Consider the following 23713-nt stretch of genomic DNA (forward strand, 5'->3'; position numbering starts at 1 on the left):
AATCGGGGCTGTCGTCCCCCGATCCCATGCCGAAGCGACCCACTCGCGTGCTTGCCGTCATCCCGCCGATGACGCAGCTGAACACGCCCTACCCGTCGACCGCCTACCTGACCGGCTTCCTGCGCTCGCGCGGCATCGACGCCCGGCAGGAGGACCTCGCCATCGCGCTCGTGCTGGAGCTGCTGAGCGCGACGGGGCTGCGCGCCGTGCGCGCGGAGCTCGAGCAAGGCCCGCGGCACCCGCGCACGGCGAACGTCGCAGCCTTCCTCGCGCAGTTCGATCGCTACGAGGCCAGCATCGACGCGGTGATCGCCTTCCTGCAGGGCCGCGACGCCACGCTGATGCACCGCATTTGCAGCCGCGCCTTGCTGCCCGAGGGTTCGCGCTTCGCCGCGCTCGACGCCTACGTGGCCGGTGGCGACGATGGCGCCGGCGGTGACCCGATGGCCTGGGCCTTCGGCGCGCTGGGCACGCACGACCGCGCGCGCCACCTCGCCACGCTCTACCTCAACGACATCGCCGACGTGCTGCGCGAGGGCATCGATCCGCACTTCGAGTTCGTGCGCTATGCCGAGCAACTCGCCACCAGCCAGCCGAGCTTCGAGCCTCTGGCGCAGGCATTGGCCGCGCCGCCCCACCTGATCGACCGGACCTTGCGCGAACTCGCGCTCGCTGCCGTCGATCGCCACCGGCCGACACTGGTGCTGCTGTCGGTGCCGTTTCCCGGCGCGGTGTACGCCGCCTTGCGCATCGCGCAGGCGATCAAGGCGCACGACCCGTCGATCACCATCGCGCTCGGCGGCGGCTTCGTCAACACCGAGCTGCGCGAGCTGGCCGAGCCGCGCCTGTTCGATCTCGTCGACGTGGTGACGCTCGACGGCGGCGAGCGGCCCTTGCTCGCGCTGATCGACCACCTGGAGGGCAGGCGGTCGCGGGAGCGGCTGGTGCGCAGCTTCGTGCGCGAGGACGATGCGGTGCGCTACGTGAACTTCCCCGAGCCCGACGTCCCCTTCGACGAGACCGGCACGCCGACCTGGGACGGCCTGCCGCTGTGGCGCTACCTGTCGCTGCTGGACATGCTCAATCCGATGCACCGGCTGTGGAGCGACGGCCGCTGGAACAAGCTCACCGTGGCGCACGGCTGCTACTGGAAGAAGTGCAGCTTCTGCGACGTCAGCCTCGACTACATCTCGCGCTACGAGGCGGCCAACGCGGCCACGCTGGTCGACCGCATCGAGGCGATCGTGGCGGAGACCGGGCAAACCGGCTTCCACTTCGTCGACGAGGCCGCACCGCCGAAGGCGCTGCGCGCACTCGCTGTCGAGCTCAAGCGCCGCAGGCTCGCCATCACGTGGTGGGGCAACATCCGTTTCGAGAAGTCCTTCACCCCGCAGCTGTGCGAGGAGCTTGCCGAGAGCGGCTGCATCGCCGTGACCGGCGGGCTGGAGGTCGCTTCCGACCGCCTGCTCGCGCTGATGAAGAAGGGCGTGTCGGTCGAGCAGGTGGCGCGCGTGACGCGGGCCTTCTCCGAGTCCGGCATCCTGGTGCACGCCTACCTGATGTACGGCTTCCCCACGCAGACGGTGCAGGAGACGGTGGATGCGCTGGAGTACGTGCGCCAGCTGTTCGCCGCCGGATGCATCCAGTCGGGATTCTTCCACCGCTTCGCCTGCACCGTGCATTCGCCGGTGGGCCTGCACCCCGCTCAGTACGGCGTGACGCTGCGGCCCCTGCCGCCGGGCAATTTCGCGCGGAACGACATCGGCTTCGTCGACCCCACCGGCGTCGACCACGACCGCCTCGGCACGGCCTTGAAGAAGGCGCTCTACAACTACATGCACGGCATCGCGCTGGAGCAGGACGTGCGCCGCTGGTTCGACATGCCGGTGCCCAGGCCGCGCGTGGCCCGGCAGTTCATCGAGCGCACGCTGCAGGCGCGCTGAGGCCGCTCAGCGCCGCAAGTGCGCGATCATGGTGGCCGCGAAGACGACGATCGCCGCCACTTGCAGCGCCCCCGCCCCTGCGCGCAGCGGCATCAGCGCGGCCAGGTCGCCGACCGCGCGCAGCGCCACGCCGGCACTCATCAGCCACACCGGCACCAGCGTGTAGCGGCCAGGTGCGGCAATGCGGCGGTGCAGCAGCACCGGCAGCACGATCGGCGCATGGCCGAACACCATCGCGAAGACGAAGCCGAGCAGCAGCATGTGCAGCGGGCCGGGCGCGTCCAGCGGCATGCCGCGCAGTCCGTCGACCACTCCCCACACGCCAGCCAGCGCGAGCCAGCCGTAGCCGAGGCGCAGGCACGCGGCCGTGTGCAGCCCCCAGCCCGTGCGCTGCACGCCAGCGCGGCAGGCGAGGTCGAAGCGCAGCAGCCATCCGGCCAGGCCCGCCATCGACAGCCACCAGGCCGCGGCAGCGACCGGGTGCTCCTGCCACGGCACGGCCAGCGCGACCAGTGCGGCTGCCTGCAGGGCCAGCACGGCGAGGTAGAGCCGGCGAGCCGAGGTCGACAACGGCACGAAGCGCGCCAGTTCGCGACGCTCTCCGGCGATGGTGAGCACGAGGAAGGCACACCACCATGCCAGCACGGTCGAGAACGGGCGGTCGAGCAGCCACCACAGCGTGCCGCCTGCCCACGCGAGGGCGCCTGCGCCTTCCACCGCGGTGTGCAGCGCCGGCGCCTTGCGCAGCACGCCGGCGTAGACCAGCGTCAGCGCCGTGCCGGCGGCCAACCAGGACAGCGCGGCGGCGCCGGGCTGCAGGGCCAGCGCGCCGACCGTGCCGGCCGCGGCGAGCACCGGCGCGGCCCAGGCCAGCGGCGTGCAAAGGGCCGCCGCACGCTCCAGCGAAATGACGAAGCCGAAGAAGCCGCAGACCATCAGCGCGCCGTGCAGCGCCACCGGCGCGACGGCGCCCGCGGGCAGCAGCGGCCAGCCCATGCGCACCAGACCACCGGTCAGTCCGGCGAGCAGCGCGATCGCGGCAGCGGCCGCGAGCGGCAGGGCGGGCAGGAATCGCGACGGCGAAGCCTGCGCCTTACTCCTCCTCATCGCCCCACCCGAGCCGGCCGCGCGCCGCATCGCTCATGCGCTGCGGCCCCCAGTCCACGCCCTGCGCCTCCTCCACCACCACCTCGCGGTTCGGGAAGGCTTCCTGCAGCGCCTGGTAGGCATCGTCGGCGATCGCGTCGGCCATCGGACAGGTCGGGCTGGTCATCACCAGGCTGAGCGCCACGCGCGCCGGCGTGATCTCCAGGCGCTCGACGAGGCCGAGGTCGACGACATTCTCACCGACCTCGGGGTCGGCCACCTTGGAGAGCGCATCCAGCGCACGGCGCCGGTCGGTGTCGAAGCTGTCGTTCGTGTTCATGCCTCGATGTTCGGACGCCGGCGTGCGCGGGAGTTGATCGTCGTCAACCTGAAGATGCATGGCGAATGTTGCTTCTCATCGGCCACTCCGATAGTATAGGTGTATTACAAATACACCTTAAAACGAAAGAACTGCCGTGTCGGCCAACACCGCGACCGTCGACGTGCGCGGCATCGCCCCGCGCGAGCGTCATCCACTGATCTTCTCGACCTTCCGCGCGCTGCTGCCCGGCGCGGCGCTGGACTTCATCAACGACCACGACCCGCGCCCGCTCCACCATGCCTTGCAGGCCGAGGGCCCGGGCAGCTTCGACTGGACCTACCTGGAATCGGGCCCGGACACCTGGCACGTGCAGATCACCAGGCGCGAAGCGGCCGGCGGCGGCTGCCACTGAGCCGGGACGCGGCCCGCCCATGCGACTGACCAGCTTCACCGACTACAGCCTGCGCGTGCTGATCTACCTGGCCTGCGAGCCCGGCCGGCGCGCCACCATCGCCGAGGTCGCCGGTGCCTTCGAGGTGTCGGAGAACCACCTGACGAAAGTGGTGCACTTCCTCGGCCAGCAGGGCTGGGTGGCCACGGTGCGCGGCAAGGGCGGCGGCATGGCGCTGGCGCGCGGGGCCGGTGAGATCGTCGTCGGTGACGTGGTGCGCCGGACCGAGGGCGACGCGATGCCGGCCGAGTGCTTCGACGCCACCACCAACCACTGCACCATCACCCGAGCGTGCCGCCTGCAGGGCGCGCTGCGCGAGGCAACCGACGCCTTTCATGCGGCGCTCGACCGCTACACGCTGGCCGACCTGGTGCACAACCGCGCGACGCTCTCGCGCATGCTCTTCATCGGCCGCGAGCGGGCCGACACGAACGACAGGAGAACGACGCCATGACCACGCTGCTGCTGCACATCGAGGAGCCGCGTCCGAAGCCGCTGCAGGGCTTTGCGCTGTGGCAGCTTGGCTTCCGCCCCTTCTACCTGCTGGCCAGCAGCTTCGCGGCGCTGTCGGTGCTGCTGTGGGTGCTGCAGTTCGGCGGCTGGCTGGGTACGCCCTACCTCGCCGGGCCGATGTGGCACGCGCACGAGATGCTGTTCGGCTACGGCCTCGCGGTGGTGGTGGGCTTCCTCTTCACCGCCGGGCGCAACTGGTCGGGCCAGGCCACGCCGAGCGGGCTGCCGCTGGCGCTGCTCGCGCTGCTGTGGTTGGCCGGCCGCGTGCTCGTGCTCACGCCCTGGGGCTGGGCGGCGGCGCTGGTCAACGCCGCGTTTCCGATCGCCGCCGCCCTCGGCCTCGCCGTGCCGCTGCTGAAGGCGCGCAACCGGCGCAACTACTTCTTCGTCGCACTGCTCGTCGCGATGGGCATCGCGCAACTCGGACTGCACCTGGCGCAGCTCGGCGTGCTGACGTTGCCCGGCTGGGTGGGCGTGCAACTCGGCCTGGACATGATGCTCTTCATCATGGCGGTGATGGGCGGCCGCGTGATCCCGATGTTCACCAACAACGGCGTGCCCGGCGTGCAGGCGCGCCGCCAAGCGACGCTGGAGCGCTTCGCGCTCGGCGCCGTGCTGGCGATCCTGGCGGCCGACCTGGCTGGCCTGCGCGGGCCGGGCATGGCCGGGCTGCTCGCGCTGGCTGCCGCGCTGCACGGCGCGCGACTGGCACTGTGGCAGCCGTGGCGCACGCTGCGCACGCCGCTCGTCTGGGTGCTGCATGCGGCCTACGCCTTCATCGTGCTGCACCTCGCGCTGCGCGCGCTCGCCGAGGCCGGCGCGCTGCTGCCTTCGGCGGCCACGCATGCGCTGACCGCCGGCGCGATCGGCGTGATGACGCTGGGCATGATGACGCGCACCGCGCGCGGCCATACCGCGCGGCCGCTGCGCGCCGACCGCTTCGACGTGGCCAGCTACCTCTGCGTGCTCGCCGCGGCGCTGGTGCGCGTGGCGGTGCCGCTGCTCGCGCCGCACTTCACCGTGGGCGCGTCGATGTTCGCCGGCTGGCTGTGGGCCTGCGGCTTCGCGCTCTACACGATCCGCTACGCGCCGATGCTGCTGCGCCCGCGGCTGGACGGCAAGCCCGGTTGACCGCGCCAGGGCCATGGACTACGCGACGCTCAAGCTGATCCACCAGGCCGCCGTCGCACTGTCGATCGCCGGCTTCTTCGCCCGCGGTGCCGCCGCGCTGGCCGGCGCGGCCTGGGTGCGGGGCCGCACCGCGCGCACGCTGCCGCATCTCGTCGACACCGTGCTGCTCGCCTCGGCGATCGGCCTGGCGTGGCTGCTGCGCCTGAATCCGCTGACCACGCCCTGGCTCGCGGCCAAGATCGTCGGCCTGCTCGCCTACATCGCGCTGGGCATGGTGGCGCTCAAGCCGGGCCGGCCGCTGGCGCTGCGCGCCCTTGCCTGCGGCGCTGCGCTGCTGTGCTTCGCGCAGATCGTCGCGGTGGCGATCACCAAGCAGGCGGCCGGGCTGCTGGCGCTGGCCTGACGGCGCAGGGTCAACCGAGCTCCACCGCCCGGCCCTGGCGGTCGAAGGACAGCAGGCCCGCGATCGTGCCCGCGCGCACCGACGCCACCATGCGCTGCAGCGGTGCATCGGCGTCCTGCGCGGTGGGTGCGATGCCGTCTCGCCCCGGCATCGCCGCCACGAACACGATCGCCCAGGGCGGGCCGGCGCGGCGCGACTCCTCCAGCAGCGCGGTGAAACTCGCCACCTCGTCGGGCGTCTTGTCCACGCACATCAGCGGCGCCAGTTCGCCGCCGTGTCCGGCCTCGAAGGCGGCGCGCTGCTGCGGCGTGGCGTCGGCCGGCAGCTCGGCGGCGGCGAAGACGAACAGCAGCCGCTGCGGCTCGCGCTGTGACCGCGCCGTGCGCAGCAGGTCGTCGAAGGTCTCGAGATTCATCACGGTGGTGGTGGCGGCAGGTGAAGGGTGACGAGCAGCGATGTGTCGCTCAGTGCCCGCACTGCATGCGGCTCGCCTCCGGGCAGCAGCACCAGCTGCCCCGCCGCCAGCGCGACCTCGCACGACGGCATGCTCAGCAGCGCCTCGCCTTCGAGGCAATGCACGGTGATCTCGCCCGGCACGCGGTGCTCGGGCAGCGATTCGCCGCGGCGCAGCACCACGCGCATCAGCTGCAGCGAACTCGACCTCAGCAGGCTGCGGCTGACCTGGCCGTCCAGCGCCGCGCCGAGCGGGCGCACGTCGACGACGTCCAGGGGTCGTGCATGGGGCAAGGCCATCACGTCATTGTGGGCCCGCGCCATCGCCGCCGGCCCCTTGCCCCGCCGCATGGGGTGGGCAAATGCCGGTCACTCCTGCACGTTGCGGGGCCACACCGCGATGGTCGGCTGCGGCGCGGCGAGCTGCTCGAGGAACGGCTCGGCGTCGGTCTCGGCGATGGCGCTGCGCTCGGCGCCCCCTGCCGGTGCGATCAGCAGGTTCAGCGACGAGCAGTGCAGCACCTTGAGCGGCCGGCCAACGTCATCGGTCTCGGTGACGATGCCGACATGGCCGGGCAAACGATCGCTCGGCGCGGGGAAGACCAGCATCGCGCCGGGCCGGCAGGCCAGCCGTGCGCCGTCGCTGTCGATGCGCACGAAGTGGGGCCCGCCACCCGGTCGCCGGCCTTCGTCGTAGATCGAACCGGTCCAGACCCAGCCGGCCTGCGCGGACGCTGACGGCGCGCGCGGCATGTCCAGCGCCCAGCAGGCATAGCCCGAGCAGTCGCAGAACGGCATGTGCTTCGGCCCGAGCAATTCCAGATCGATGCCTGCGGCCTGGGCCTCGGCGAGGTAGCGTGCATGTTTCTCGGCGTCCTTGCGCGCCAGTGCGGCGAGCACGTCCGCCACCCGCGCCTCCCGGCCCGGGTGGGGATGCGGCCCTGGTTCGTCGGCATAGAAGCCGCCCCCGCCGAGCAGGTACAGCGTCGGCGTGCGCATCGCCTCGCGGGCGCGGCGGATCAATTCGTCGGCGAGCATGGCGTGACTCCCTGGCAGCACACGACCAGCGTAGTCCGCGACACCCGCCGAGGCGATACCGCCGATGCGGTATGCCGCGCGAGGTCCCCGGTGCCACAATCCGCCGCATCCGGCCTCTCGCGGGGGACCATGGCCATCAGCGTGCTGATCGTCGAGGACGAGCCCGAATTCCTGCGCCGCTTCTCCGAAGCGGTGCTGGCAGACGGCAGGCTGCGCCTGCTCGGCGCCGTCTCCAGCGGCGCCGCCGGGCTCGCGTTGCTCGACGCGCAGCCACCCGACGTCATGCTCGTCGACCTCGGCCTGCCCGACATGGACGGCGTCGAGCTGATCCGCCACGCGGTGCGGCGCCACCCGGGCTGCGACGTGCTCGTCGTCACCATGTTCGGCGACGACCGCCACGTGATGGCCAGCATCGAGGCCGGTGCCACCGGCTACCTGCTCAAGGACGCCAGCATCGAGCGCATCGCCGCCGGCATCCACGAACTGCACGCCGGCGGCTCGCCGATCAGCCCCGGCATCGCGCGCCGCGTGCTGCAGCGTTTCCGCGTCGCGCCGGTGCCGCCCACGCAGCCGGCACCCGCGGCGCCCTCGCTGCTGTCGGAGCGCGAGACCGAGATCCTGCGGCTGGTGGCCAAGGGCTTCAGCTTCGACACCGTCGGCGAGGTGCTGGGCATCTCGTCGCACACGGTGGTCACGCACGTGAAGAAAATCTACCGCAAGCTGGCCGTGCACTCGCGCGGAGAGGCGGTCTATGAAGCCTCGCAGATGGGCCTGCTCTGAGACTCCCGCGCGGTCGCTGCGCGCGATCGCCGCGATCGCCCTGCTGCTCGTGCTGTGGCCGCCGGCGGCGCAAGGCGTCGCGCTCGAACCGCTGCAGGCACGCGTGCTCGCCGGCGACGACGCCGCACCGCCCGCCGACGCGGACCCGCGCTGGCACGGCACCTCGCTGCCCGACGCGCAGCCGGCTGGCGTGCTCTGGTACCGCGTCGAGTTCGATGCCGGCGCGCCCGCTCCTGGCGAAGCCTGGATGCTCTACCTGCCCTACTTCTACGGCGGCGGGCGCATCTGGCTAAACGGCGAGCCCGCCGCCGCGGTGCTGGAGTCGGGGGCGACGATCCGCGTGCGCTGGGAGCGGCCGCTGCTGCTGCCGCTGCCGCCGTCGCAGCTTCGACCGGGTTTGAACGTGCTGCATCTGCGTGCGGTGGCGGCGCACCTGCCGGCCGGCGCCGGCGTGCCGCGTCTGGTGGTGGGCACGCAGGACGAACTGCAGCCGCAGTTCGACCGACGCCTGTTCTTCGTGCGCACCTTGCCGATGGTCACCGTGTTGACGGGCTGTGTGGCCGCGCTGCTGGTGCTCTACATCTGGTGGCGCCGCCGCGACGAGGTGCTCTACGGCCTGTTCGGCCTGGGTGCGTTGCTGTGGGCGCTGCGCACCACCACCTTCGTGTTCGACGCCATGCCGGCGCCATGGTGGCCGCTGTGGCGGCTGCTCTACCACGCCAGCAACGGCGGCTTCATCATCGTCATGGCGCTGTTCGCGCTCACCCTCGCGGGCTGGTACCGGCGCGGCATCGCGCTGGCGCTGGCGATGTACGGCGTCGCGGGGCCGCTGGCCTACCTCATGCTGCCGGGCGAGCAGGCCGACATCGTCGTCGGGCGCTGGTGGGTGGCCGGGTTGATCCCGGTGGGTCTGTCGGTCGCGCTGCTCAGCTTCGTGGCGGCCTGGCGGCAGCGCACGTCCGGCACGCTGGCCATCACGCTGGCGGTGACGCTGGCCTTCCTCGCCGGCGTGCACGACTACCTGGTGGCCTGGCGCTCGCCCTGGATCGAAGCGCTGCTGCCGCGCTGGAGCGACCATCGCCTGTTTCTGCTGCACCATGGCGCCAACCTGCTGCTGGTGGTGATGGGCGTGCTGCTCACCGCGCGCTTCGTGCGCTCGCTGCGCGAGGTGGAGGAGGCCAACCGCACGCTGGAGGCCCGTGTCGCCGAACGCGAACGCGAGATCGCCGCCAGCTACGAGCGCATTGCGTCGCTGCAGCGCGCGCAGGCTGCCACCGAAGAGCGCCAGCGCATCATGCAGGACCTGCACGACGGCCTCGGCGCGCAGCTGTTCAGCTCGCTGTCGCGCGCCGAGCGCGGTGCGCTCGACGCACCGGCGATGTCCGAGGCGCTGCGCCGCTCGATCGACGAGATGCGCATGGCCATCGAGGCGCTCGCCTCCGACGAGCAGGACTTCCGCACCGCCTTCGGCAACTTCTGCTTCCGCTGGGAGCCGCGCCTGCGCGAGGCCGGCGTGGTGCCCACCTGGGCCATCACGCTGCCCGACAAGGTGCTCGCGGTGCCGCCGCACGATGCCCTGCAGCTGCTGCGCATCGCGCAGGAGGCGCTGACCAACGTGCTCAAGCACGCGCAGGCGCGCCACGTGAGCGTGTCACTGGCCCAGTCCGGCGTCGAGCTCGTGCTCGAGGTCGCCGACGACGGCCGTGGCGCGGCCGCGCCGCGCTCGGCCGCCGGCCAGGGCCAGGCCAACATGCGCTCGCGCGCACGCCGCCTCGGCGCGCAGCTCGACATCGACGACACCACGCCGGGCCTGCGCGTGCGGCTTTCGCTGCCACTGCGCGTCCTCCATCCGTAGGACGAGCCGCCTCGCGGCCTACCGCGCACGCGGGATGGCCCGCCATGGTCGCGGCATCGCGCCGCGGGTCTTCGCTTCCTAGATTTGCTTCACGCAGCCCGACCGGACTGCGCCGCGCGAAGAAAGGAAGCCATCATGAACCACGCCCCCTGGACCGCCGCGCTCGCACTCGCGCTCGCCGCCTGCGGCGGCGGCGAGGTCGAGCCGGCCGGCTCGCCGCTCCTGCTGGCCACGCGAGCGCAGGCCGAGCACATCGACCGGACGCTGCCCGGCCGCAGCTTGTGGGTCGACGTCGAGTGCTGCGACGCGCTCAGCGTCGACTTCGCCGTCGCCAGCGCGCAGGTGCAGCAGATCACGCTCGGTCTCGACAACGAGGCGCCGGTGTTCGTCACCGGCCCCGATGCGCGCCTGTCCACCGAGGCGGCGTTGCAGCTTGCCGCGCTCGGCATGAAGCGCGTCCACGTCGTCGCCGACTGAACCCCAGACCACGAAGGAGCCCGCCATGAACCCGCAACGCCACGCAGCCCACCCGTCGCACGAAGACTTCGATCCGCATTGGTGGCTCGTGCCGGCGGCCATCGTCGCCGTCACGCTGCTGATCGCGCTGCTCGGCCTCGCCGTGCACAGCGATGCCACCGTCGTCGCGCCGATGCCGCAGATCTCGCCCGAGGTCCCGATCGTGCCGGACAACGTCGCCGAGGTCACGGTGCCGGACGCCGGCAGCGTCACCTACGCGCAGGAGCCCTTCGACTCGGAACAGCCGCCGACCTTCTGAACGCCGCTCAACGCGCGCCGACACGCCGCATGCCGCGGCGCATCTGCGCCAGCGGCCGCTTTCCCCCGAGCTGGCGCTCGATGCCGTCGTTGAGCGCGCTGCGCAGCGCCTGCACCTCGTCGACATGACCGTAGACGCCGGGGAAGCGCAGGTCCAGCCACAGCCACAGCGTGCAGGCGCGCAGCGCCATCTCCATGCGGTCGAGCCGGCTGTGGGCGTCGACCTCGTCGAGGAACCAGGGCCGGCCGGCACGGCCGGTCAGGGCATGCGCATTGGCCCAGCCGAGGAACTCCTGCAGCTGCGTGTCGGTGCGCGTGTCCACGGGGGCCTGCGCATAGATGAAGCGCTGCTGCAGCGGCAGCCGCGCGGCGCTGTCGTCGAGTTGCTCGGCGAGCAGCAGCATCTGGTCGAGCTCGGCGACCTGGAAATGTGCGTCGTCCAGACGCAGCTGGTCGACGAACACGCCGAGCACCTCGCGCAGCCGCGTGCGGCCCAGGCGGCTGGCGATGGTCTCCACGTGCCAGGGGTTGGGCGCCACCGGCGCCTTGAAGCCGCGCGGCGCCTTCGGCTGGCGCGTCATCAGCTCGCGCAGCTCGCGTGCCGCGTTCGGCTCGGCGGTGTCGAGCACGCCTGCGAAGCCCTCCTCGTGCATGCCGAAGCGGCCGGCGCGGCCGGCGATCTGGTGCACCTCGGTCTCCTCCAGCGGCCGGTCGGCCTCGCCGTCGAACTTCTCCAGCGCGCTGAAGAGCACGCGGCGGATTGGCAGGTTCAGGCCCATGCCGATGGCGTCGGTGGCCACCAGGATGTGCGACTCGCCGCCGGCAAAACGCTCCGCCTCGCGGCGGCGCACCTCCGGCGGCAGCGCGCCGTAGATCACCGAGACCGGGTGGCCGGCGGCCGCGATCTGGTCGCGCAGCATCAGCACGTCGCGGCGGCTGAAGGCGACCACCGCGTCGCCGAGCTGCAGCGCGGCCAGCGGCACCGGGCGTGCGAGCAGTTGCACATGCTGCTTGCGCTCGAAGCGGCGCACCGCGCAGCGCTCCCCGCACAGACCGAGCAGCTTCTCGATCGCCGGCGCGGCGTACTCCGAGCAGATCACGATCACCTCGTTGGCCGGCACGCCGACGATGGCCTGCGTCCAGGCCCAGCCGCGCGACACGTCGAACAGCATCTGCGCCTCGTCGATCACCGCCACGTCGATGGCGCGCCGCGTGTTCACCATCTCGATGGTGCTCGACACCACGCGTGCCTGGTCCGCCGGCACGTTCTCCTCGCCGGTGAGCAGCGAGCAGGGCACGCCACGCGCCACCAGCCGATCGCGCCCTTCGAGCGCGAGCAGGCGCAGCGGCGCGAGGTAGGCGCCGTCCATCGCTTGCGACAGGCGCTCGAAGGCGGCGTGCGTCTTGCCGCTGTTCGGCGGACCGATGTAGAGCGTGACGCTGCGCTGCAGGTGGCGCGCCGTCTCGAAGCTGTCGGGATAGCGCTGGAAGGCGAGCAGGTGTGTCAGCCCTTCCAGCGTGGCGAGTTCGGTGACACGCTGCTCCCAGCGGTCCTGCGCCTGTGTGCAGGCGGCCTTCAGCGCGGCCAGCGGCAGGGGCACGGCACACTCGACCTGCAGGCGCGGCAGCAGCGAATCGAGCCGCCGCGGCTGGTAGGCGTGGCTGCGCGCCACCAGCGCAGCCAGATGCGCACGGATCTCGTCGGCGTGCGCCAGCGGGGGCGGCGCACCCAGCGCGGCGCGCAGCGCGGCGAGATCGCCGCTGCGGTGGAAGGCCCAGGCCAGTTCGGCATCCACCGGCACCTGGTAGGCGACGTCGACGGCCCATGGTGCCGCCTCGGGCACCGGCACGGCGAGGGCCTGCGACACCTGGCGCACGAACTGGCCGGCGATGCGCAGCACGCCCTGCGCCTCCAGCGCGGCGCGGCGCTCCAGCATCTGCGGCAGGGCGCCACTGCCGCTGCCCACGGCATCGAGGTGGGCGAGCGCGCTGTCCATCCACTCGGGAGCGATCCAGCGACTCGGGCGCGCGCCGGCAGCGGACTTCTGCAGCAGCACCAGGCCCAGGCGGTCGAGCTGCGGTCCGGCCTGCGCGTCCGTCTCGTCGCTGTAGTCGGCCGGCGTCACCACCTGCGGCAGCAGGTAGGCGGCGCGGCGGATGCGCTCGATCTGCGCCCGGCCCAGGTGCGGCGGGATGCGCTGCGCGTGGCGCGGGTTGGGCAGCGGGTGGTTTTCGGAGGCGCTCATCGAGGGCAGGCGGGGCAGCCTGCGACTCTAGCGCGACCGGCTGCCCCGCCCTTGGCGCAGCTCAATCGGGGCCGTCGCCCCGGCCGGACCGATCGAGCAGGCGACCGAGCAGATCGAGCGGCAGCGGCAGCACCACCGTCGAGGCGCGATCGCCTGCCACCTGCGTCATCGTCTGCAGGTAGCGCAGCTGCATGGCCTCGGGCTGCCGCGCCAGCATCTGCGCGGCCTCGAGCAGCGCCGTCGCGGCCTGCTTCTCGCCTTCGGCGTGGATCACCTTGGCGCGGCGCTCGCGCTCGGCCTCGGCCTGGCGCGCGATCGCCCGCACCATCGACTCGTTCAGGTCGATGTGCTTGATCTCCACGTTGGTGACCTTGATGCCCCAGGCGTCGGTCTGCGCGTCGAGGATCTGCTGCACGTCCAGGTTGAGGCGCTCGCGCTCGGCGAGCATCTCGTCGAGCTCGTGCTTGCCGAGCACCACGCGCAGCGTCGTCTGCGCCAGCTGGCTGGTGGCCATCAGGTAGTCCTCGACGTGGATGATCGCCCTCTGCGGATCGACGACGCGGAAGAACACCACCGCATTCACCTTGACCGAGACGTTGTCGCGCGAGATCACGTCCTGTGGCTCGACGTCCATGGTGACGACGCGCAGGTCCACCCTGACCATCTGCTGGATGCCCGGCACGACGATCACCAGCCCCGGGCCCTTGACCTTCCAGAAGCGCCCGAGCTGGAACACCACGCCGCGCTGGTATTCGCGCAGGATGCGCAGCGAGCTGGCCAGCAGCACGAGCAGCAACGGCACGAGCAGGCCGCCGAGCCCGAGGTTGAGGTCGAAGATCATGATGCGTCTCCTTTCGGGGTTGTGTTCGTGTCGCCGCGCACGTCGAGCGTCAGGCCCTGCAGGCCGGCCACGCGCACGCGCTGCCCCGCCGCCAGCGGCTCGGAGCTCTTCACCTTCCAGCGCTCGCCCTGCACCTCGGCCCAGGCACCGCCGTCGTCGACCGACAGCACCACACCCTGCGCTCCGATCATCTCCTCGCGCCCGCTGACCACCGGGCGCCGGCGGGCGCGCAGCGCCATGCCGCCGCCCAGCAGCACGAGCACGGCCGAACTGGCCGCCAGGCCGAGGATCAGCCACAACGGCACCCCGAAGCCCGGGATGTCGCGATCGAACAGCAGCAGGCCGCCGGCGACGAAGGCGACCACGCCGCCGACGCCGAGCACGCCGAACGTCGGCGTCACGACCTCGGCGGCGAGCAGCGCGATGCCGAGCAGGATCAGCGCCAGCCCTGCGTAGTTGACCGGCAGCAGCTGCAGCGCGAACAGCGCCAGCAGCAGGCAGATGGCGCCCACCGTGCCCGGCACGCCGAAGCCCGGCGACGAGAACTCGAACAGCAGGCCATAGATGCCGATCATCATCAGGATCAGCGCGAAGCTGGGGTTGGCGATCACCGAGAGCAGGCGCTGCCGCCAGTCCGGCGGCACGACGACGACGCCGGCGCCGCGCGTGGACAGGGTGAGCGCGCCATGGTGGGTGTGCACGCTGCGTCCGTCGAGTTGCGCCAGCAGGTCGGCGCGATCGGCGGCGACGATGTCGATCACCTTCTCGCGAAGCGCCTCGCCGGCGGTGAGGCTGACGGCCTCGCGCACGGCGCGCTCGGCCCACTCGGCATTTCGCCCGCGCTGCTGGGCCAGGCCGCGCATGAAGGCGGCAGCGTCGTGCACCTGCTTGGCCGTCATCGCGTCGGCGCCGCCCAGCGGTGGCGGGGTCCGGGCGGCGTCGCCGCCGTCCTTGCGCTGGGCATCGTCGGCGGGCGGACTGCGCCGGTCGTCGCCGGCCGGTCTGCGGTCGGCACCGGGCAGGCCGATCGCCACCGGCGTGGCCGCGCCCAGCGTGGTGGCCGGCGCCATCGCGGCGACATGCGCGGCCTGCAGCAGATAGGTGCCGGCGCTGGCCGCACGCGCGCCCTCGGGGCTGACGTACATCACCACCGGCACCGGCGACGCCAGCATGGCCTGGATGATCTTGCGCATCGAGCTGTCCAGCCCGCCCGGCGTGTCGAGCTCGATCACCACCGCGGCGGCGCCCGCCTCGGCGGCCTTGGCCATGCCGCGGATCATGTAGTCCGCACTCGCCGGGCCGATGGCGTCGCGCACCTCGAGCACCATCACCGACGCGGCACCGGCGGCCGGCGCCACCAGGGCCATGAACAGGGCGACGCCGATGCCGCGCAGGCGCGCGGACAGCCACTGCGTGGGGAAGACGGCTTCGGCAATCCTGCGTGCAGATGTCATGTCGGTTCCTCGCGCCGATCGCGCCCGCCCCGGCCGGTCGGCCCTCATGAGATCGACCCGCCCCACGAGACGTTCCCGGCGGCGGTGCGGCGGGCACTCCGATTTCCGTCAGTCTGGCACGGCACGGCCCGCGAGGCTCCGATAATCCGGCATGAGCACCCTCCCCGAGACCGCCGACGCCGGCCCGGCGTTCGGCAGCCTGCCGCTGCCCCCGCCCACGCTCGCGAACCTGCAGCGCCTGGGCTACGCCGCGATGACGCCGATCCAGGCGGCCAGCCTGCCCTTGGCGCTGGCAGGCCACGACCTCATCGCCCAGGCCAAGACGGGCAGCGGCAAGACCGCCGCCTTCGCGCTGGCGCTGCTGGCCAACCTGAACCCGCGCCGCTTCGCCGTGCAGGCGCTGGTGCTGTGCCCGACACGCGAGTTGGCCGAGCAGGTGGCGCAGGAGGTGCGGCGGCTGGCACGCGCCGAGGACCACGTCAAGGTACTCACGCTGTGCGGCGGCAGCACCCTGCGCCCGCAACTCGCCAGCCTGGAGCATGGCGCGCACATCGTGGTGGGCACGCCCGGCCGCATCCTCGACCACCTGCGGCGCGGCAGCCTGACGCTCGACGCGCTGAACACGCTGGTGCTCGACGAGGCCGATCGCATGCTCGACATGGGCTTCTTCGACGACATCGCGACGGTGGCGACGCAGTGTCCGACGCCGCGCCAGACACTGCTCTTCTCCGCCACCTATCCGGAAGGCATCGCCAGGCTGAGCGCCGCCTTCATGCGCCAGCCCAAGGAAGTGAAGCTGCTCGCACAGCATGCCGCCACGAAGATCCGGCAGCGGTTCTTCGAGGTGCGCGATGAGCAGCGGCTGCATGCCGTGTCGCAGCTGCTGAACCACTACCGGCCGGTGAGTACGCTGGCCTTCTGCAACACCCGCCAGCAGTGCCGCGACCTGGTGCAGGTGCTGCGCGCGCAGGGCTTCGCCGCGCTGGAGCTGCACGGCGAGCTGGACCAGCGCGAACGCGACCAGGTGATGGTGCGCTTCGCCAACCGCAGCTGCAGCGTGCTGGTGGCCACCGACATCGCCGCGCGCGGGCTGGACATCGCCCAGCTCGAGGCGGTGGTCAACGTCGACATCTCGCCCGATCCGGCCACGCACACCCACCGCATCGGCCGCACCGGCCGCGTCGACGCCGAAGGCTGGGCCTTCAGTCTGGCCAGCATGGACGAGATGGGCCGCGTCGGACAGATCGAGCAGGCGCTCGGCTTCAGCTCCGAGTGGGGCAAGCTCGAGGACCTCGAGCGCGCGAACGAGCCGCCGCTGCAGCCGCCGATGCGCACGCTGCAGATCGCCGGCGGCCGCAAAGAGAAGATCCGCGCAGGCGACGTGCTGGGCGCGCTGACCAAGGACATGGGATTCGCCGGCGCGCAGATCGGCAAGATCAGCGTCAACGAGTTCTCCACCTACGTGGCGGTGGCGGCAGGCATTGCGACTTCGGCGCTCGCGAAGCTGTCGGTGGGGAAGGTGAAGGGGCGAAGCGTCAAGGTCCGTCTGCTGGAACTGTAGGGCGGCGGGGGTGCGGTCGCCGGCGGACCACCCTTCTACACAAGATGGCGGAAGGTGTAGCGCCCGACTTCGCGCTGGCCCCCGGGCTCCACCGCAAGCAGCGTGAGCTGCGCGGTGTGGGCCGGCAGGCGCCGCACCTCGGCGAGCTTCGGCATGTAGAGCACCTCGCCGCTGTGCGCATCGAAGGGGATGTCGTGCAGCGCGTGCCGCACGCCGGGCTCGGTCGACAACTCGAGCACGGCGTCGAGCCGCGCCACCCCCTGCAGCGGCGCCTCGAGATGCGCCACCAGCAGTTCGTCGCCGGGCGCCACGGCGCAATTCACGCTGCCGTTGTGCGGCAGTCGGTACTCGCGCACCTGCAGGCCCTGAGTGGCCAGACGCCGCACGAAGGCGTCGCTCGTCATCGCCGAGACCGCGCCGGCACGGAAGGCGGCCCGCACGCCGTCGCCCAGCGCGATCAGCCCGTCGAGCAGCGCACCGCAGGCCTCGCACTGCATCAGATGCTCGTCCACCGCATCGGTGCTGGCGGCATCGCCGTCGTCCAGCCAGTAGTCCAGCAGCTGTTCGACGGACGGATGGTTCGGCGTGGTGCTCATGGCACGCTCCTGCCGGCGTCGACGCAGCGCCGGAGCTTGTCGATGCCGCGGTGGCGGATGACGCGCACGTTGCCGGCCGACAGGCCGAGCTGCTGCGCCACCGCGTCGGAGGACTGGTCGTCGTAGAAGCTCATCACCAGCACTGAGCGTTCGCGCTCCGGCAGGCGCTCGAGACAGTCGGCGACACGCTGGTGGTCCAGCCGCGGCGCGATGTGGATGTCGGCCAGCGGAAGGTCGGCGGCATAGCGCTCCAGCAGGTCTTCGCGCCGGCGTTCGCCGCGGCGCTGGTCCATCACCGTAAGCCTGCACGCGCCGAGCACGAAGGACAGCACGCGCTGCGGCTCGCGCAGCTGTCCGCTGCGCAGCTGCTCGATGGTCAGTGCCATGACCTGCTGCATCAGGTCGGCCGCGGCATGCTCATCGCGCAGGTGGCGCAGTCCGTAGCGCCGGGCGCGCGGCGCGAGCAGCCGGTAGAGCTCGGCCTCGGCATCGCGCGCCTCGCCGGGCGCCGCTGCGGCGATGCGCCGCGCCGCCCGCACCTCGGGGCTCTCGTCAACGGAGGCGTCCAGGGCTTCCATGGCGCAAGCTTAACCATGACCAGCGCCGGAAAGAAGTGTGTAACGCCAGCCGCCGTGGCGCCACAACCTGCAGCCATCCACTCTTCACCACGAGGCATTCCGATGATCACCAACCCGCATACCGGCACCAACATCCACGAGATCGCCGAGGGCATCTACCGCATCAACACCCCGATCGACTTCCCCGACGGGCAGGGCTTCAGCTTCAACCAGTACCTGCTGGTCGACGACGAACCGCTGCTGTTCCACACCGGACCGCGCCAGCTGTTCGGGGCCGTCAGCGAGGCCATCGCCTCGGTCATGCCCCTCGAGCGCCTGCGCTACGTGGGTCTGTCGCATGTCGAGGCGGACGAGTGCGGATCGCTCAATCTGCTGCTAGGCGCCGCGCCGGCGGCCGTTCCACTGTGCGGCCAGATCGCCGCGATGGTGTCGATCGGCGACCTCGCCGACCGGCCGCCGCGCGCCATGGCCGACGGTGAGCGGCTGGCGCTGGGTCGGCACACGCTGCAGTGGTTCGACACGCCGCACGTGCCGCATGGCTGGGATTGCGGCCTGATGATGGACGTGCTGACCAGCACCTTCTTCTGCGGCGACCTGTTCACCCAGCCGGGCCACGGCGAACAGGCGCTGAGCGAAGGCGACATCCTCGGCCCGAGCGAAGCGTTCCGCCAGCCGATGGACTACTACACGCATGCCCCGCAGACGGCGGCCACGCTGGCGCGCCTGGCACGTCAGCAGCCGCGCACGCTGGCCTGCATGCATGGCAGCGCCTGGCGTGGCGATGGCGGTGCGCTGCTGCGGCACCTGGCGGAGGCGGTCGGCGTCCCGCGCTGAGCGGCGCGGCGGGCGCCACCGGGTCGCCCCGGCCGGCCCGCGACGGACAGGCACAATCCGGGGGCGCACTCCCCGCGTGCCACCCGGGTGCCATGAGACCAGGCCTGCTTGCGTTCATTCGATCGTTGTCCTTCGCCCTTGCCGTCGTCGCGGGGCCGGCGCTGGCCGACGAGTCGCCGGCGAAGGCACTCGTCGAGCAGAGCCGGGCCGCGATGCGCAACGATCCCGCGCGCAGCCGGGCGCTCGCCGAGCAGGCGCTCGCCGAACTGGCCAAGCGTCCCGACCCCGATCTGGAGGTGATGGCGCAGATCCAGCTCTGCGACTACTTCGCCGAGCGCGACCGCGCCGCCGCCGAACGGCACCTCGGCGCCGGCCAGGCGCTGCTGGCGCGCACCACCCGTGCGGCATTGGCGGCGCAGTTGCTCGGCTGCGAAGGCGACCTGCGCGAACTCGCCGGCGACACCGCGCAGGCAATGACGCTCTACGAGCGTGCCGTGGACGTCGCCGAGAAGGCCCGCGACGACGAGGTGCTCGCCAACGCGCTCTACCAGCGCGGCTACCTGCGCGGCGTGCGCGGCGAGCTGGCGGCGGGCCTGGCGGATCTGCGGCGCGCCAGCGACCTCTTCGATCGCCTGCGCAAGACCGAGGAGGGCCTGAACACGCTGCTCTCGGTGGCGCTGCTCTATGACCGCATGGGCGATGCCCGGCAGGCGCGCCGCCACTTCGAGGAAGCACTCGCCGCGCAGCGCAGCGCGGGCCTGGTGCGCGAGCAGGCAGTGACCCACCACAATCTTGGCCGTGCGCTGGAGAACCTCGGCGATCGGGCGGCGGCGCGCGCCTCGTTCGCCGCGGCGCTGTCGCTCAGCGAGCAGCTCGGCTACCCGCGCGGCCAGGCCTATGCGCTGCGCGGGCTGGCGAGCGTCAGCAATGCCGACGGCGATGGCGCCGCCGCACTGCGGCATGCCACGGCCGCCGCCGCGCTGATCGACAAGGCGCCCGACGCACGGCTGCGGGCGCAGATTGGGCTGCAAAGAGGCATCGCACTGCGACTGCTGCATCGGCCGGCGGAGAGCCTCGCGGCCTTGTCCGAGTCGCTCGCGGTCTTCAACGCCGCCGACTCGCGCACCGAGGCCACCGCCACGCGCGGCGAGCTGGCGGCGACCTACGCCGCGCTCGGCGACTTCAAGACCGCCTTCGAGCACGCCAAGTCGTTCAAGGCGGCCTCCGACGAGTTGCTGAAACGCCAGATCGAGGAGCGCTTCGCCAGCCTCCGGGTCGACTTCGAGACCGCGGTGACGCAGCGCGAGAACGAGGCGCTGAAGCGCGAGAACGCCGCCACCGAGCAGGCCCTCGTTCAGGCGCAGCGTGCCAATCGGCTGCGCACCGTGTCGCTCGTGCTTGCCGGCGTGCTGGTCGCCGTGCTGTCCGTGCTGGTGCTGCGGCATCGCCGCGCCAGCTCGCGCATGCACGGGCTGGCGATGACCGACGAGCTGACCCAGCTGCGCAACCGCCGCCACGTGCTGTCGCGCCTGGAGGCGCTGGTCGCGAACGGGACGGCGGGCGCGCTGCTGATTGCCGACATCGATCACTTCAAGGCGATCAACGACGACCACGGCCATCCGGTGGGCGACGAGGTGCTGCGCGCCGTCGCCGCCACCCTGCGCGCGGCCGTGCCGGCGGGCGCCGAGATCGGTCGCCTGGGCGGCGAGGAATTCGTCGTCGTGCTGCCGCGTACCGGACATGCGACGTCGCTGCAGGTCGCCGAGCAGGCGCGCCGGGCCGTGGCCGCGCTCGACGCCTCCAAGTGGCTGCCCGACCGCGGGGTGACCATCAGCATCGGTGTCACCACCTTTGCGCGCCGCGACGACCTGGCCGCGATCCTGCGCCGTGCCGACGAGGCGCTCTACGAGGCCAAGCGCGGCGGCCGCAACTGCGTGCGCTGGTCGCCGGGCGACGACGGGCCGGTGGTCGAGGACGCGGTGGCCGCAGCCTCCGATGCGCCGCCGCAGGCGGCTTGGCAGGGCACGCGGCCCTGAGCGAGCGGCGCCGCACGGCGGTTGACACGTCTGGCCGTCCTCGTTAGCGTAGCCCGAGACATCGGATGTCCGGGTTCCGCCGGTGCGCCAGACAGCCCGAGCCGCTGGGAGGATGTTGATGCCCCGCTCCATGTTGCCCAGCGAGACGCAGGCCCTGGCGACCGCCGAGATCCTGCTTCGTTACGCAGCGGAGAACGTCAAGGAACTGCCCCGTGCCACCGTCGCCACCATCTGCGGCGCCCTCGACGCACAGCAGGCGAACACCTGGGATGAGGAGCGCGCGACCGATTTCTGGTGCGCCTTCAACTCACTGTGCGAACTCGTCAAGCCCGCGACCGTGGACACCCTGATGACCACCGTGGCCGCGGCACCGCCGTCGAAGTGGGCCGCGCTGTTAGGCAGCAAGAAGTCCGTGTCGCCCTCACGGCGCACTGCCACGCGCTACCTCTACCTGCTGCTCTTCCTGCTCGGCGTCAGCGTGGTGCTCGGCTTCCTCGTCTCGACCACCACCAGCCTCAGCAGCGACGTGCAGAACCTCATTGCCCAGAACGACGAGCTGACCGAGAAGCTGCGCGCCGAGACGGACCAGCTCGAGGCGGCGATCGGCGCCAGGGATTTCGCGTCCGCCCCGGAGAACCACAAGCCGGCCATCGCCTCGATCCAGGCACGGCTGAAGCAGCAGGGCTACCTGCTGGACCAGTTGCTGCAGAAGAATCTGATGATGACCAAGCTGCTGGTGTTCGGACTGGGGAGGACCCTCGACGCCGGCAACTTCGTGCAGGCTCGTGACATCAAGGAAGTGCGCGAGGCCATCCGGAACTACGAGATCGCGCGCACCGATGTGGCCGGCGACCGGCTCAATGTGCAGGTCGGCGTCGGCGTCATCACCGCGACGCTGCTGCCCATCGTGCTCGGCATCATGGGTGCCTGCGCCTACGTCGTCCGCCTGATCTCAGATCAAATCAAGGACACCACCTTCTCCGCGACGTCGCCGATCCGGCACCTCGTGCGGGTGGCGCTGGGCGGCTTGGCCGGCGTGGTCATCGGCTTCGGCGGCGTGGTCACCGACATCGGCTTGTCGTCGGCGGCGCTGGCCTTCATCGCCGGCTACGCCGTCGAGCCGGTGTTTTCCACGCTCGACAGCATCGCCGAGAAGTTCCGGCGCTAGTGGAGTTGCCCGATGAAGACACTGCTGATCGCGCTCTCGTGCACCCTGATGCACGGCCTGGCCGCCGCGCAGGACTGCGAAGGCATGGGGATGGCGGGATCACGCATCGTCAAGCGCGACACGCGCGACGCCGGCGACGCAATCGAGAAGCTCGTCCGACAGGCGGGCACCGGCGCGGACCTGCGCGCCATCCGCCTGCAGACGCTGAAGTACGACTATCCGAAGGCGGACGTCGACGTCACCACGCGTCGCATGCTGCGCGCGTACTGCGAGGTGGTGTGGGCCGACGGCAGCCTCGGCGACGACGGCAAGGCCGCCCGCGTTCAGGCCGCCGAGCAGGAGATGACGCGCGCGGTCGAAGGGCCGTCTGAGGTGGCGCGGACCAACAGCCGCATCCGCAGCAGCAGGCCCCGCGAGGGCGGCCGCATCCTGCTGGCGATGGCCCCCGGCATCGAGCCGGCCGCGCAGGAGTGGTTGGGCGCCCTTGTCGCCCAGGCGCCGTCCGCGGCGGAAAGCGAGTTTCTGCGCGACCCACCGAGCTTCGTCAATGACTCGAACAAGTACTTCGTCATCGTCGGTTCGGCCGGCTCCGAGGACGAGGCAATCCGGCTCATGAACCGACTCAAGGCCAAGGCCCCGAAGTACGACTTCGTCGTCTACCTGCCCTACGGCGCCAACCCTTTCTACGGCGTCATGATGGCGACCTGGACCTCGCGCGAGGTCGCGCAGCAGGCCCTGCGCGAGGCGCGTGCGTCGGTCGCGCCCGATGCCTATCTCTGGGCTTGCCGATCCACCGGCGAATCCTGCTGACGGATCACGGTCCAGGCCACGAGCGCGTCCGAGGACGGCGCGTACAGTGCTGCCCATGAGCTACGAACTCCACTACTGGCCGACCATCCAGGGCCGCGGCGAATTCGTGCGCCTGGCGCTCGAGGCCGCGGGCGCACCCTATGTCGACGTGGCACGCGGCGCCGAACACGCGGGACAGGGCGTGCCGGCCATGCTTCACCATCTGCAGGACGCCGGTGTGAAGCATCCTCCCTTTGCGCCGCCCTTCCTGAAGGACGGCGAGGTTCTGGTCGGCCAGACCGCCGCCATCCTGCAGTACCTCGGCCCGGCGCTGAAGCTGGTGGCGCGCAGCGAGCAGGCGCGCTTCTGGACGCAACAGATCCAGCTGACCATTGCCGACATGGTGTCGGAGGCGCACGACACGCACCACCCTGTCGGCCCGGGCCTGTACTACGAGGAGCAGAAGCCCGAGGCGCTGCGGCGCGCCAGGGAGTTCTGCACGGCCCGCATGCCCAAGTACCTGCGATGGTTCGAAGCCATCCTGGAGCGCAACCCGGGCGGATCGCGGCAACTGGTCGGCGGCAAGCTGAGCTATGCCGATCTGTCCCTGTTCCAGCTGGTCGAGGGCCTGCGCTACGCCTTCCCGAAGGCGTCGGAGCGGGTGCTGGCGACGACGCCGCTGCTCGTGCAACTGCACGACCGTGTCGCCGCGCTGCCGCGGGTGGCCGCCTACCTGCACAGCGAGCGGCGCATCCCGTTCAACGAGCAAGGCCTCTTCCGCCGGTATCCCGAGCTCGACGTCGGCTGACGAGCGGGGTCCGGTCCAGGGCGTGATCCGCATGGCGCAGGCCGCCACCGGCG

The 23713-nt window shown here is 71.7% G+C and carries 25 protein-coding genes; 15 read left to right on the plus strand and 10 right to left on the minus strand.

Annotated features, from left to right (window positions below):
- Positions 1-26 precede the first annotated feature (26 nt).
- Entirely contained in the window at positions 27-1943 is a 1917-nt protein-coding gene (locus tag Q0599_RS04190; RefSeq protein ID WP_298826158.1) for a radical SAM protein, read from the plus strand.
- A gap of 6 nt (positions 1944-1949) precedes the next feature.
- On the opposite strand, the gene Q0599_RS04195 is transcribed toward Q0599_RS04190, so the two are convergent.
- Together Q0599_RS04195 and Q0599_RS04200 are read right to left on the minus strand one after the other, a co-directional pair.
- The gene (locus Q0599_RS04195) at positions 1950-3050 is read right to left on the minus strand and encodes a hypothetical protein (protein ID WP_298826159.1); all 1101 of its coding nucleotides are present in this window, start codon (positions 3048-3050) and stop codon (positions 1950-1952) included.
- Complete coding sequence (locus tag Q0599_RS04200) at positions 3037-3369, minus strand: metal-sulfur cluster assembly factor (RefSeq protein WP_298826160.1); 333 nt, start codon at positions 3367-3369, stop codon at positions 3037-3039. Before Q0599_RS04200 ends, Q0599_RS04195 begins: the two co-directional genes overlap by 14 nt.
- Before the next feature lie 136 nt (positions 3370-3505).
- Here Q0599_RS04200 and Q0599_RS04205 point away from each other — a divergent pair, with 136 nt between their 5' ends.
- Genes Q0599_RS04205 through Q0599_RS04220 form a run of 4 tightly spaced genes read left to right on the plus strand, consistent with a single transcriptional unit; the run spans position 3506 to position 5849 of the window.
- Positions 3506-3763, plus strand: a complete 258-nt coding sequence (locus Q0599_RS04205; protein WP_298826162.1) for a DUF2249 domain-containing protein — start codon at positions 3506-3508, stop codon at positions 3761-3763.
- 19 nt (positions 3764-3782) lie between these two features.
- Positions 3783-4256: an Rrf2 family transcriptional regulator gene (locus tag Q0599_RS04210; protein ID WP_298826164.1), complete on the plus strand. Its 474-nt coding sequence runs from the start codon at positions 3783-3785 to the stop codon at positions 4254-4256.
- Positions 4253-5446 carry an NnrS family protein gene (locus Q0599_RS04215; RefSeq protein ID WP_298826167.1) on the plus strand — a complete coding sequence of 398 codons (1194 nt, stop codon included), beginning with the start codon at positions 4253-4255 and terminating at the stop codon, positions 5444-5446. The genes Q0599_RS04210 and Q0599_RS04215 overlap by 4 nt, the downstream gene beginning before the upstream one ends.
- Positions 5447-5459: 13 nt before the next feature.
- Entirely contained in the window at positions 5460-5849 is a 390-nt protein-coding gene (locus tag Q0599_RS04220) for a SirB2 family protein (RefSeq protein ID WP_298826168.1), read from the plus strand.
- Between the two features lie 10 nt (positions 5850-5859).
- On the opposite strand, the gene Q0599_RS04225 is transcribed toward Q0599_RS04220, so the two are convergent.
- From Q0599_RS04225 to Q0599_RS04235, 3 genes are all read right to left on the minus strand, one after another.
- Positions 5860-6264 (minus strand): ribonucleotide reductase subunit alpha, encoded by a 405-nt coding sequence (locus Q0599_RS04225; protein WP_298826171.1) that lies wholly within the window; start codon positions 6262-6264, stop codon positions 5860-5862.
- The gene (locus Q0599_RS04230; RefSeq protein ID WP_298826173.1) at positions 6264-6602 is read right to left on the minus strand and encodes a cupin domain-containing protein; all 339 of its coding nucleotides are present in this window, start codon (positions 6600-6602) and stop codon (positions 6264-6266) included. Before Q0599_RS04230 ends, Q0599_RS04225 begins: the two co-directional genes overlap by 1 nt.
- 69 nt (positions 6603-6671) lie before the next feature.
- On the minus strand, positions 6672-7340 hold the full coding sequence (locus tag Q0599_RS04235) for a CHAP domain-containing protein (RefSeq protein WP_298826175.1): 669 nt from the start codon (positions 7338-7340) through the stop codon (positions 6672-6674).
- A gap of 129 nt (positions 7341-7469) precedes the next feature.
- Between Q0599_RS04235 and Q0599_RS04240 the strand changes: the two genes are divergently transcribed.
- The 4 genes from Q0599_RS04240 (at position 7470) to Q0599_RS04255 (ending at position 10750) form a co-directional block, all read left to right on the plus strand.
- Positions 7470-8120, plus strand: coding sequence for a response regulator transcription factor (locus Q0599_RS04240; protein ID WP_298826177.1), 651 nt, complete (start codon positions 7470-7472; stop codon positions 8118-8120).
- Positions 8092-9975, plus strand: a complete 1884-nt coding sequence (locus tag Q0599_RS04245) for an ATP-binding protein (RefSeq protein ID WP_298826179.1) — start codon at positions 8092-8094, stop codon at positions 9973-9975. The genes Q0599_RS04240 and Q0599_RS04245 overlap by 29 nt, the downstream gene beginning before the upstream one ends.
- Before the next feature lie 135 nt (positions 9976-10110).
- Complete coding sequence (locus tag Q0599_RS04250) at positions 10111-10452, plus strand: hypothetical protein (protein ID WP_298826180.1); 342 nt, start codon at positions 10111-10113, stop codon at positions 10450-10452.
- 25 nt (positions 10453-10477) lie between these two features.
- Positions 10478-10750, plus strand: a complete 273-nt coding sequence (locus tag Q0599_RS04255; RefSeq protein WP_298826182.1) for a hypothetical protein — start codon at positions 10478-10480, stop codon at positions 10748-10750.
- A 7-nt stretch (positions 10751-10757) separates the two neighbouring features.
- Here Q0599_RS04255 and Q0599_RS04260 read toward each other — a convergent pair whose 3' ends face one another.
- The 3 genes from Q0599_RS04260 to Q0599_RS04270 form a co-directional block, all read right to left on the minus strand.
- Positions 10758-12995, minus strand: a complete 2238-nt coding sequence (locus Q0599_RS04260) for a helicase-related protein (RefSeq protein ID WP_298826184.1) — start codon at positions 12993-12995, stop codon at positions 10758-10760.
- 61 nt (positions 12996-13056) lie between these two features.
- Positions 13057-13836, minus strand: coding sequence for a slipin family protein (locus Q0599_RS04265; protein ID WP_298826186.1), 780 nt, complete (start codon positions 13834-13836; stop codon positions 13057-13059).
- Positions 13833-15290, minus strand: coding sequence for a nodulation protein NfeD (locus Q0599_RS04270; RefSeq protein ID WP_298826189.1), 1458 nt, complete (start codon positions 15288-15290; stop codon positions 13833-13835). Before Q0599_RS04270 ends, Q0599_RS04265 begins: the two co-directional genes overlap by 4 nt.
- 151 nt (positions 15291-15441) lie before the next feature.
- Here Q0599_RS04270 and dbpA point away from each other — a divergent pair, with 151 nt between their 5' ends.
- Entirely contained in the window at positions 15442-16851 is a 1410-nt protein-coding gene (gene dbpA, locus Q0599_RS04275; RefSeq protein WP_298826191.1) for an ATP-dependent RNA helicase DbpA, read from the plus strand.
- Positions 16852-16886: 35 nt separating this feature from the next.
- Here dbpA and Q0599_RS04280 read toward each other — a convergent pair whose 3' ends face one another.
- Both Q0599_RS04280 and Q0599_RS04285 read right to left on the minus strand, forming a co-directional pair.
- Positions 16887-17447: a hypothetical protein gene (locus Q0599_RS04280; protein ID WP_298826194.1), complete on the minus strand. Its 561-nt coding sequence runs from the start codon at positions 17445-17447 to the stop codon at positions 16887-16889.
- Complete coding sequence (locus tag Q0599_RS04285) at positions 17444-18025, minus strand: sigma-70 family RNA polymerase sigma factor (RefSeq protein ID WP_298826196.1); 582 nt, start codon at positions 18023-18025, stop codon at positions 17444-17446. Before Q0599_RS04285 ends, Q0599_RS04280 begins: the two co-directional genes overlap by 4 nt.
- A gap of 102 nt (positions 18026-18127) precedes the next feature.
- Between Q0599_RS04285 and Q0599_RS04290 the strand changes: the two genes are divergently transcribed.
- From Q0599_RS04290 to Q0599_RS04310, 5 genes are all read left to right on the plus strand, one after another.
- The gene (locus Q0599_RS04290) at positions 18128-18859 is read left to right on the plus strand and encodes an MBL fold metallo-hydrolase (protein ID WP_298826198.1); all 732 of its coding nucleotides are present in this window, start codon (positions 18128-18130) and stop codon (positions 18857-18859) included.
- A gap of 125 nt (positions 18860-18984) precedes the next feature.
- Positions 18985-20895, plus strand: a complete 1911-nt coding sequence (locus Q0599_RS04295; RefSeq protein ID WP_298826200.1) for a tetratricopeptide repeat-containing diguanylate cyclase — start codon at positions 18985-18987, stop codon at positions 20893-20895.
- 118 nt (positions 20896-21013) lie between these two features.
- A complete protein-coding gene (locus Q0599_RS04300) occupies positions 21014-22063 on the plus strand; it encodes a hypothetical protein (RefSeq protein WP_298826202.1) in 1050 nt (349 codons plus the stop codon).
- 12 nt (positions 22064-22075) lie between these two features.
- Positions 22076-22873, plus strand: coding sequence for an SPOR domain-containing protein (locus Q0599_RS04305; protein ID WP_298826204.1), 798 nt, complete (start codon positions 22076-22078; stop codon positions 22871-22873).
- Positions 22874-22928: 55 nt separating this feature from the next.
- On the plus strand, positions 22929-23660 hold the full coding sequence (locus Q0599_RS04310) for a glutathione S-transferase (protein ID WP_298826206.1): 732 nt from the start codon (positions 22929-22931) through the stop codon (positions 23658-23660).
- Positions 23661-23713: the final 53 nt, after the last annotated feature.

The organism is uncultured Piscinibacter sp., from assembly GCF_937952055.1.
In the GTDB taxonomy this organism is placed as follows: Bacteria; Pseudomonadota; Gammaproteobacteria; order Burkholderiales; family Burkholderiaceae_C; genus Piscinibacter.

Coding starts and splice junctions, on each gene's coding strand:
- Q0599_RS04190 (WP_298826158.1), top strand. CDS start 27: ATGCCGAAGCGACCCACTCGCGTGCTTGCCGTCATCCCGCCGATGACG.
- Q0599_RS04195 (WP_298826159.1), bottom strand. CDS start 3,050: ATGAGGAGGAGTAAGGCGCAGGCTTCGCCGTCGCGATTCCTGCCCGCC.
- Q0599_RS04200 (WP_298826160.1), bottom strand. CDS start 3,369: ATGAACACGAACGACAGCTTCGACACCGACCGGCGCCGTGCGCTGGAT.
- Q0599_RS04210 (WP_298826164.1), top strand. CDS start 3,783: ATGCGACTGACCAGCTTCACCGACTACAGCCTGCGCGTGCTGATCTAC.
- Q0599_RS04215 (WP_298826167.1), top strand. CDS start 4,253: ATGACCACGCTGCTGCTGCACATCGAGGAGCCGCGTCCGAAGCCGCTG.
- Q0599_RS04220 (WP_298826168.1), top strand. CDS start 5,460: ATGGACTACGCGACGCTCAAGCTGATCCACCAGGCCGCCGTCGCACTG.
- Q0599_RS04225 (WP_298826171.1), bottom strand. CDS start 6,264: ATGAATCTCGAGACCTTCGACGACCTGCTGCGCACGGCGCGGTCACAG.
- Q0599_RS04230 (WP_298826173.1), bottom strand. CDS start 6,602: ATGGCCTTGCCCCATGCACGACCCCTGGACGTCGTCGACGTGCGCCCG.
- Q0599_RS04235 (WP_298826175.1), bottom strand. CDS start 7,340: ATGCTCGCCGACGAATTGATCCGCCGCGCCCGCGAGGCGATGCGCACG.
- Q0599_RS04240 (WP_298826177.1), top strand. CDS start 7,470: ATGGCCATCAGCGTGCTGATCGTCGAGGACGAGCCCGAATTCCTGCGC.
- Q0599_RS04245 (WP_298826179.1), top strand. CDS start 8,092: ATGAAGCCTCGCAGATGGGCCTGCTCTGAGACTCCCGCGCGGTCGCTG.
- Q0599_RS04250 (WP_298826180.1), top strand. CDS start 10,111: ATGAACCACGCCCCCTGGACCGCCGCGCTCGCACTCGCGCTCGCCGCC.
- Q0599_RS04255 (WP_298826182.1), top strand. CDS start 10,478: ATGAACCCGCAACGCCACGCAGCCCACCCGTCGCACGAAGACTTCGAT.
- Q0599_RS04260 (WP_298826184.1), bottom strand. CDS start 12,995: ATGAGCGCCTCCGAAAACCACCCGCTGCCCAACCCGCGCCACGCGCAG.
- Q0599_RS04265 (WP_298826186.1), bottom strand. CDS start 13,836: ATGATCTTCGACCTCAACCTCGGGCTCGGCGGCCTGCTCGTGCCGTTG.
- Q0599_RS04270 (WP_298826189.1), bottom strand. CDS start 15,290: ATGACATCTGCACGCAGGATTGCCGAAGCCGTCTTCCCCACGCAGTGG.
- dbpA (WP_298826191.1), top strand. CDS start 15,442: ATGAGCACCCTCCCCGAGACCGCCGACGCCGGCCCGGCGTTCGGCAGC.
- Q0599_RS04280 (WP_298826194.1), bottom strand. CDS start 17,447: ATGAGCACCACGCCGAACCATCCGTCCGTCGAACAGCTGCTGGACTAC.
- Q0599_RS04285 (WP_298826196.1), bottom strand. CDS start 18,025: ATGGAAGCCCTGGACGCCTCCGTTGACGAGAGCCCCGAGGTGCGGGCG.
- Q0599_RS04290 (WP_298826198.1), top strand. CDS start 18,128: ATGATCACCAACCCGCATACCGGCACCAACATCCACGAGATCGCCGAG.
- Q0599_RS04300 (WP_298826202.1), top strand. CDS start 21,014: ATGCCCCGCTCCATGTTGCCCAGCGAGACGCAGGCCCTGGCGACCGCC.
- Q0599_RS04305 (WP_298826204.1), top strand. CDS start 22,076: ATGAAGACACTGCTGATCGCGCTCTCGTGCACCCTGATGCACGGCCTG.
- Q0599_RS04310 (WP_298826206.1), top strand. CDS start 22,929: ATGAGCTACGAACTCCACTACTGGCCGACCATCCAGGGCCGCGGCGAA.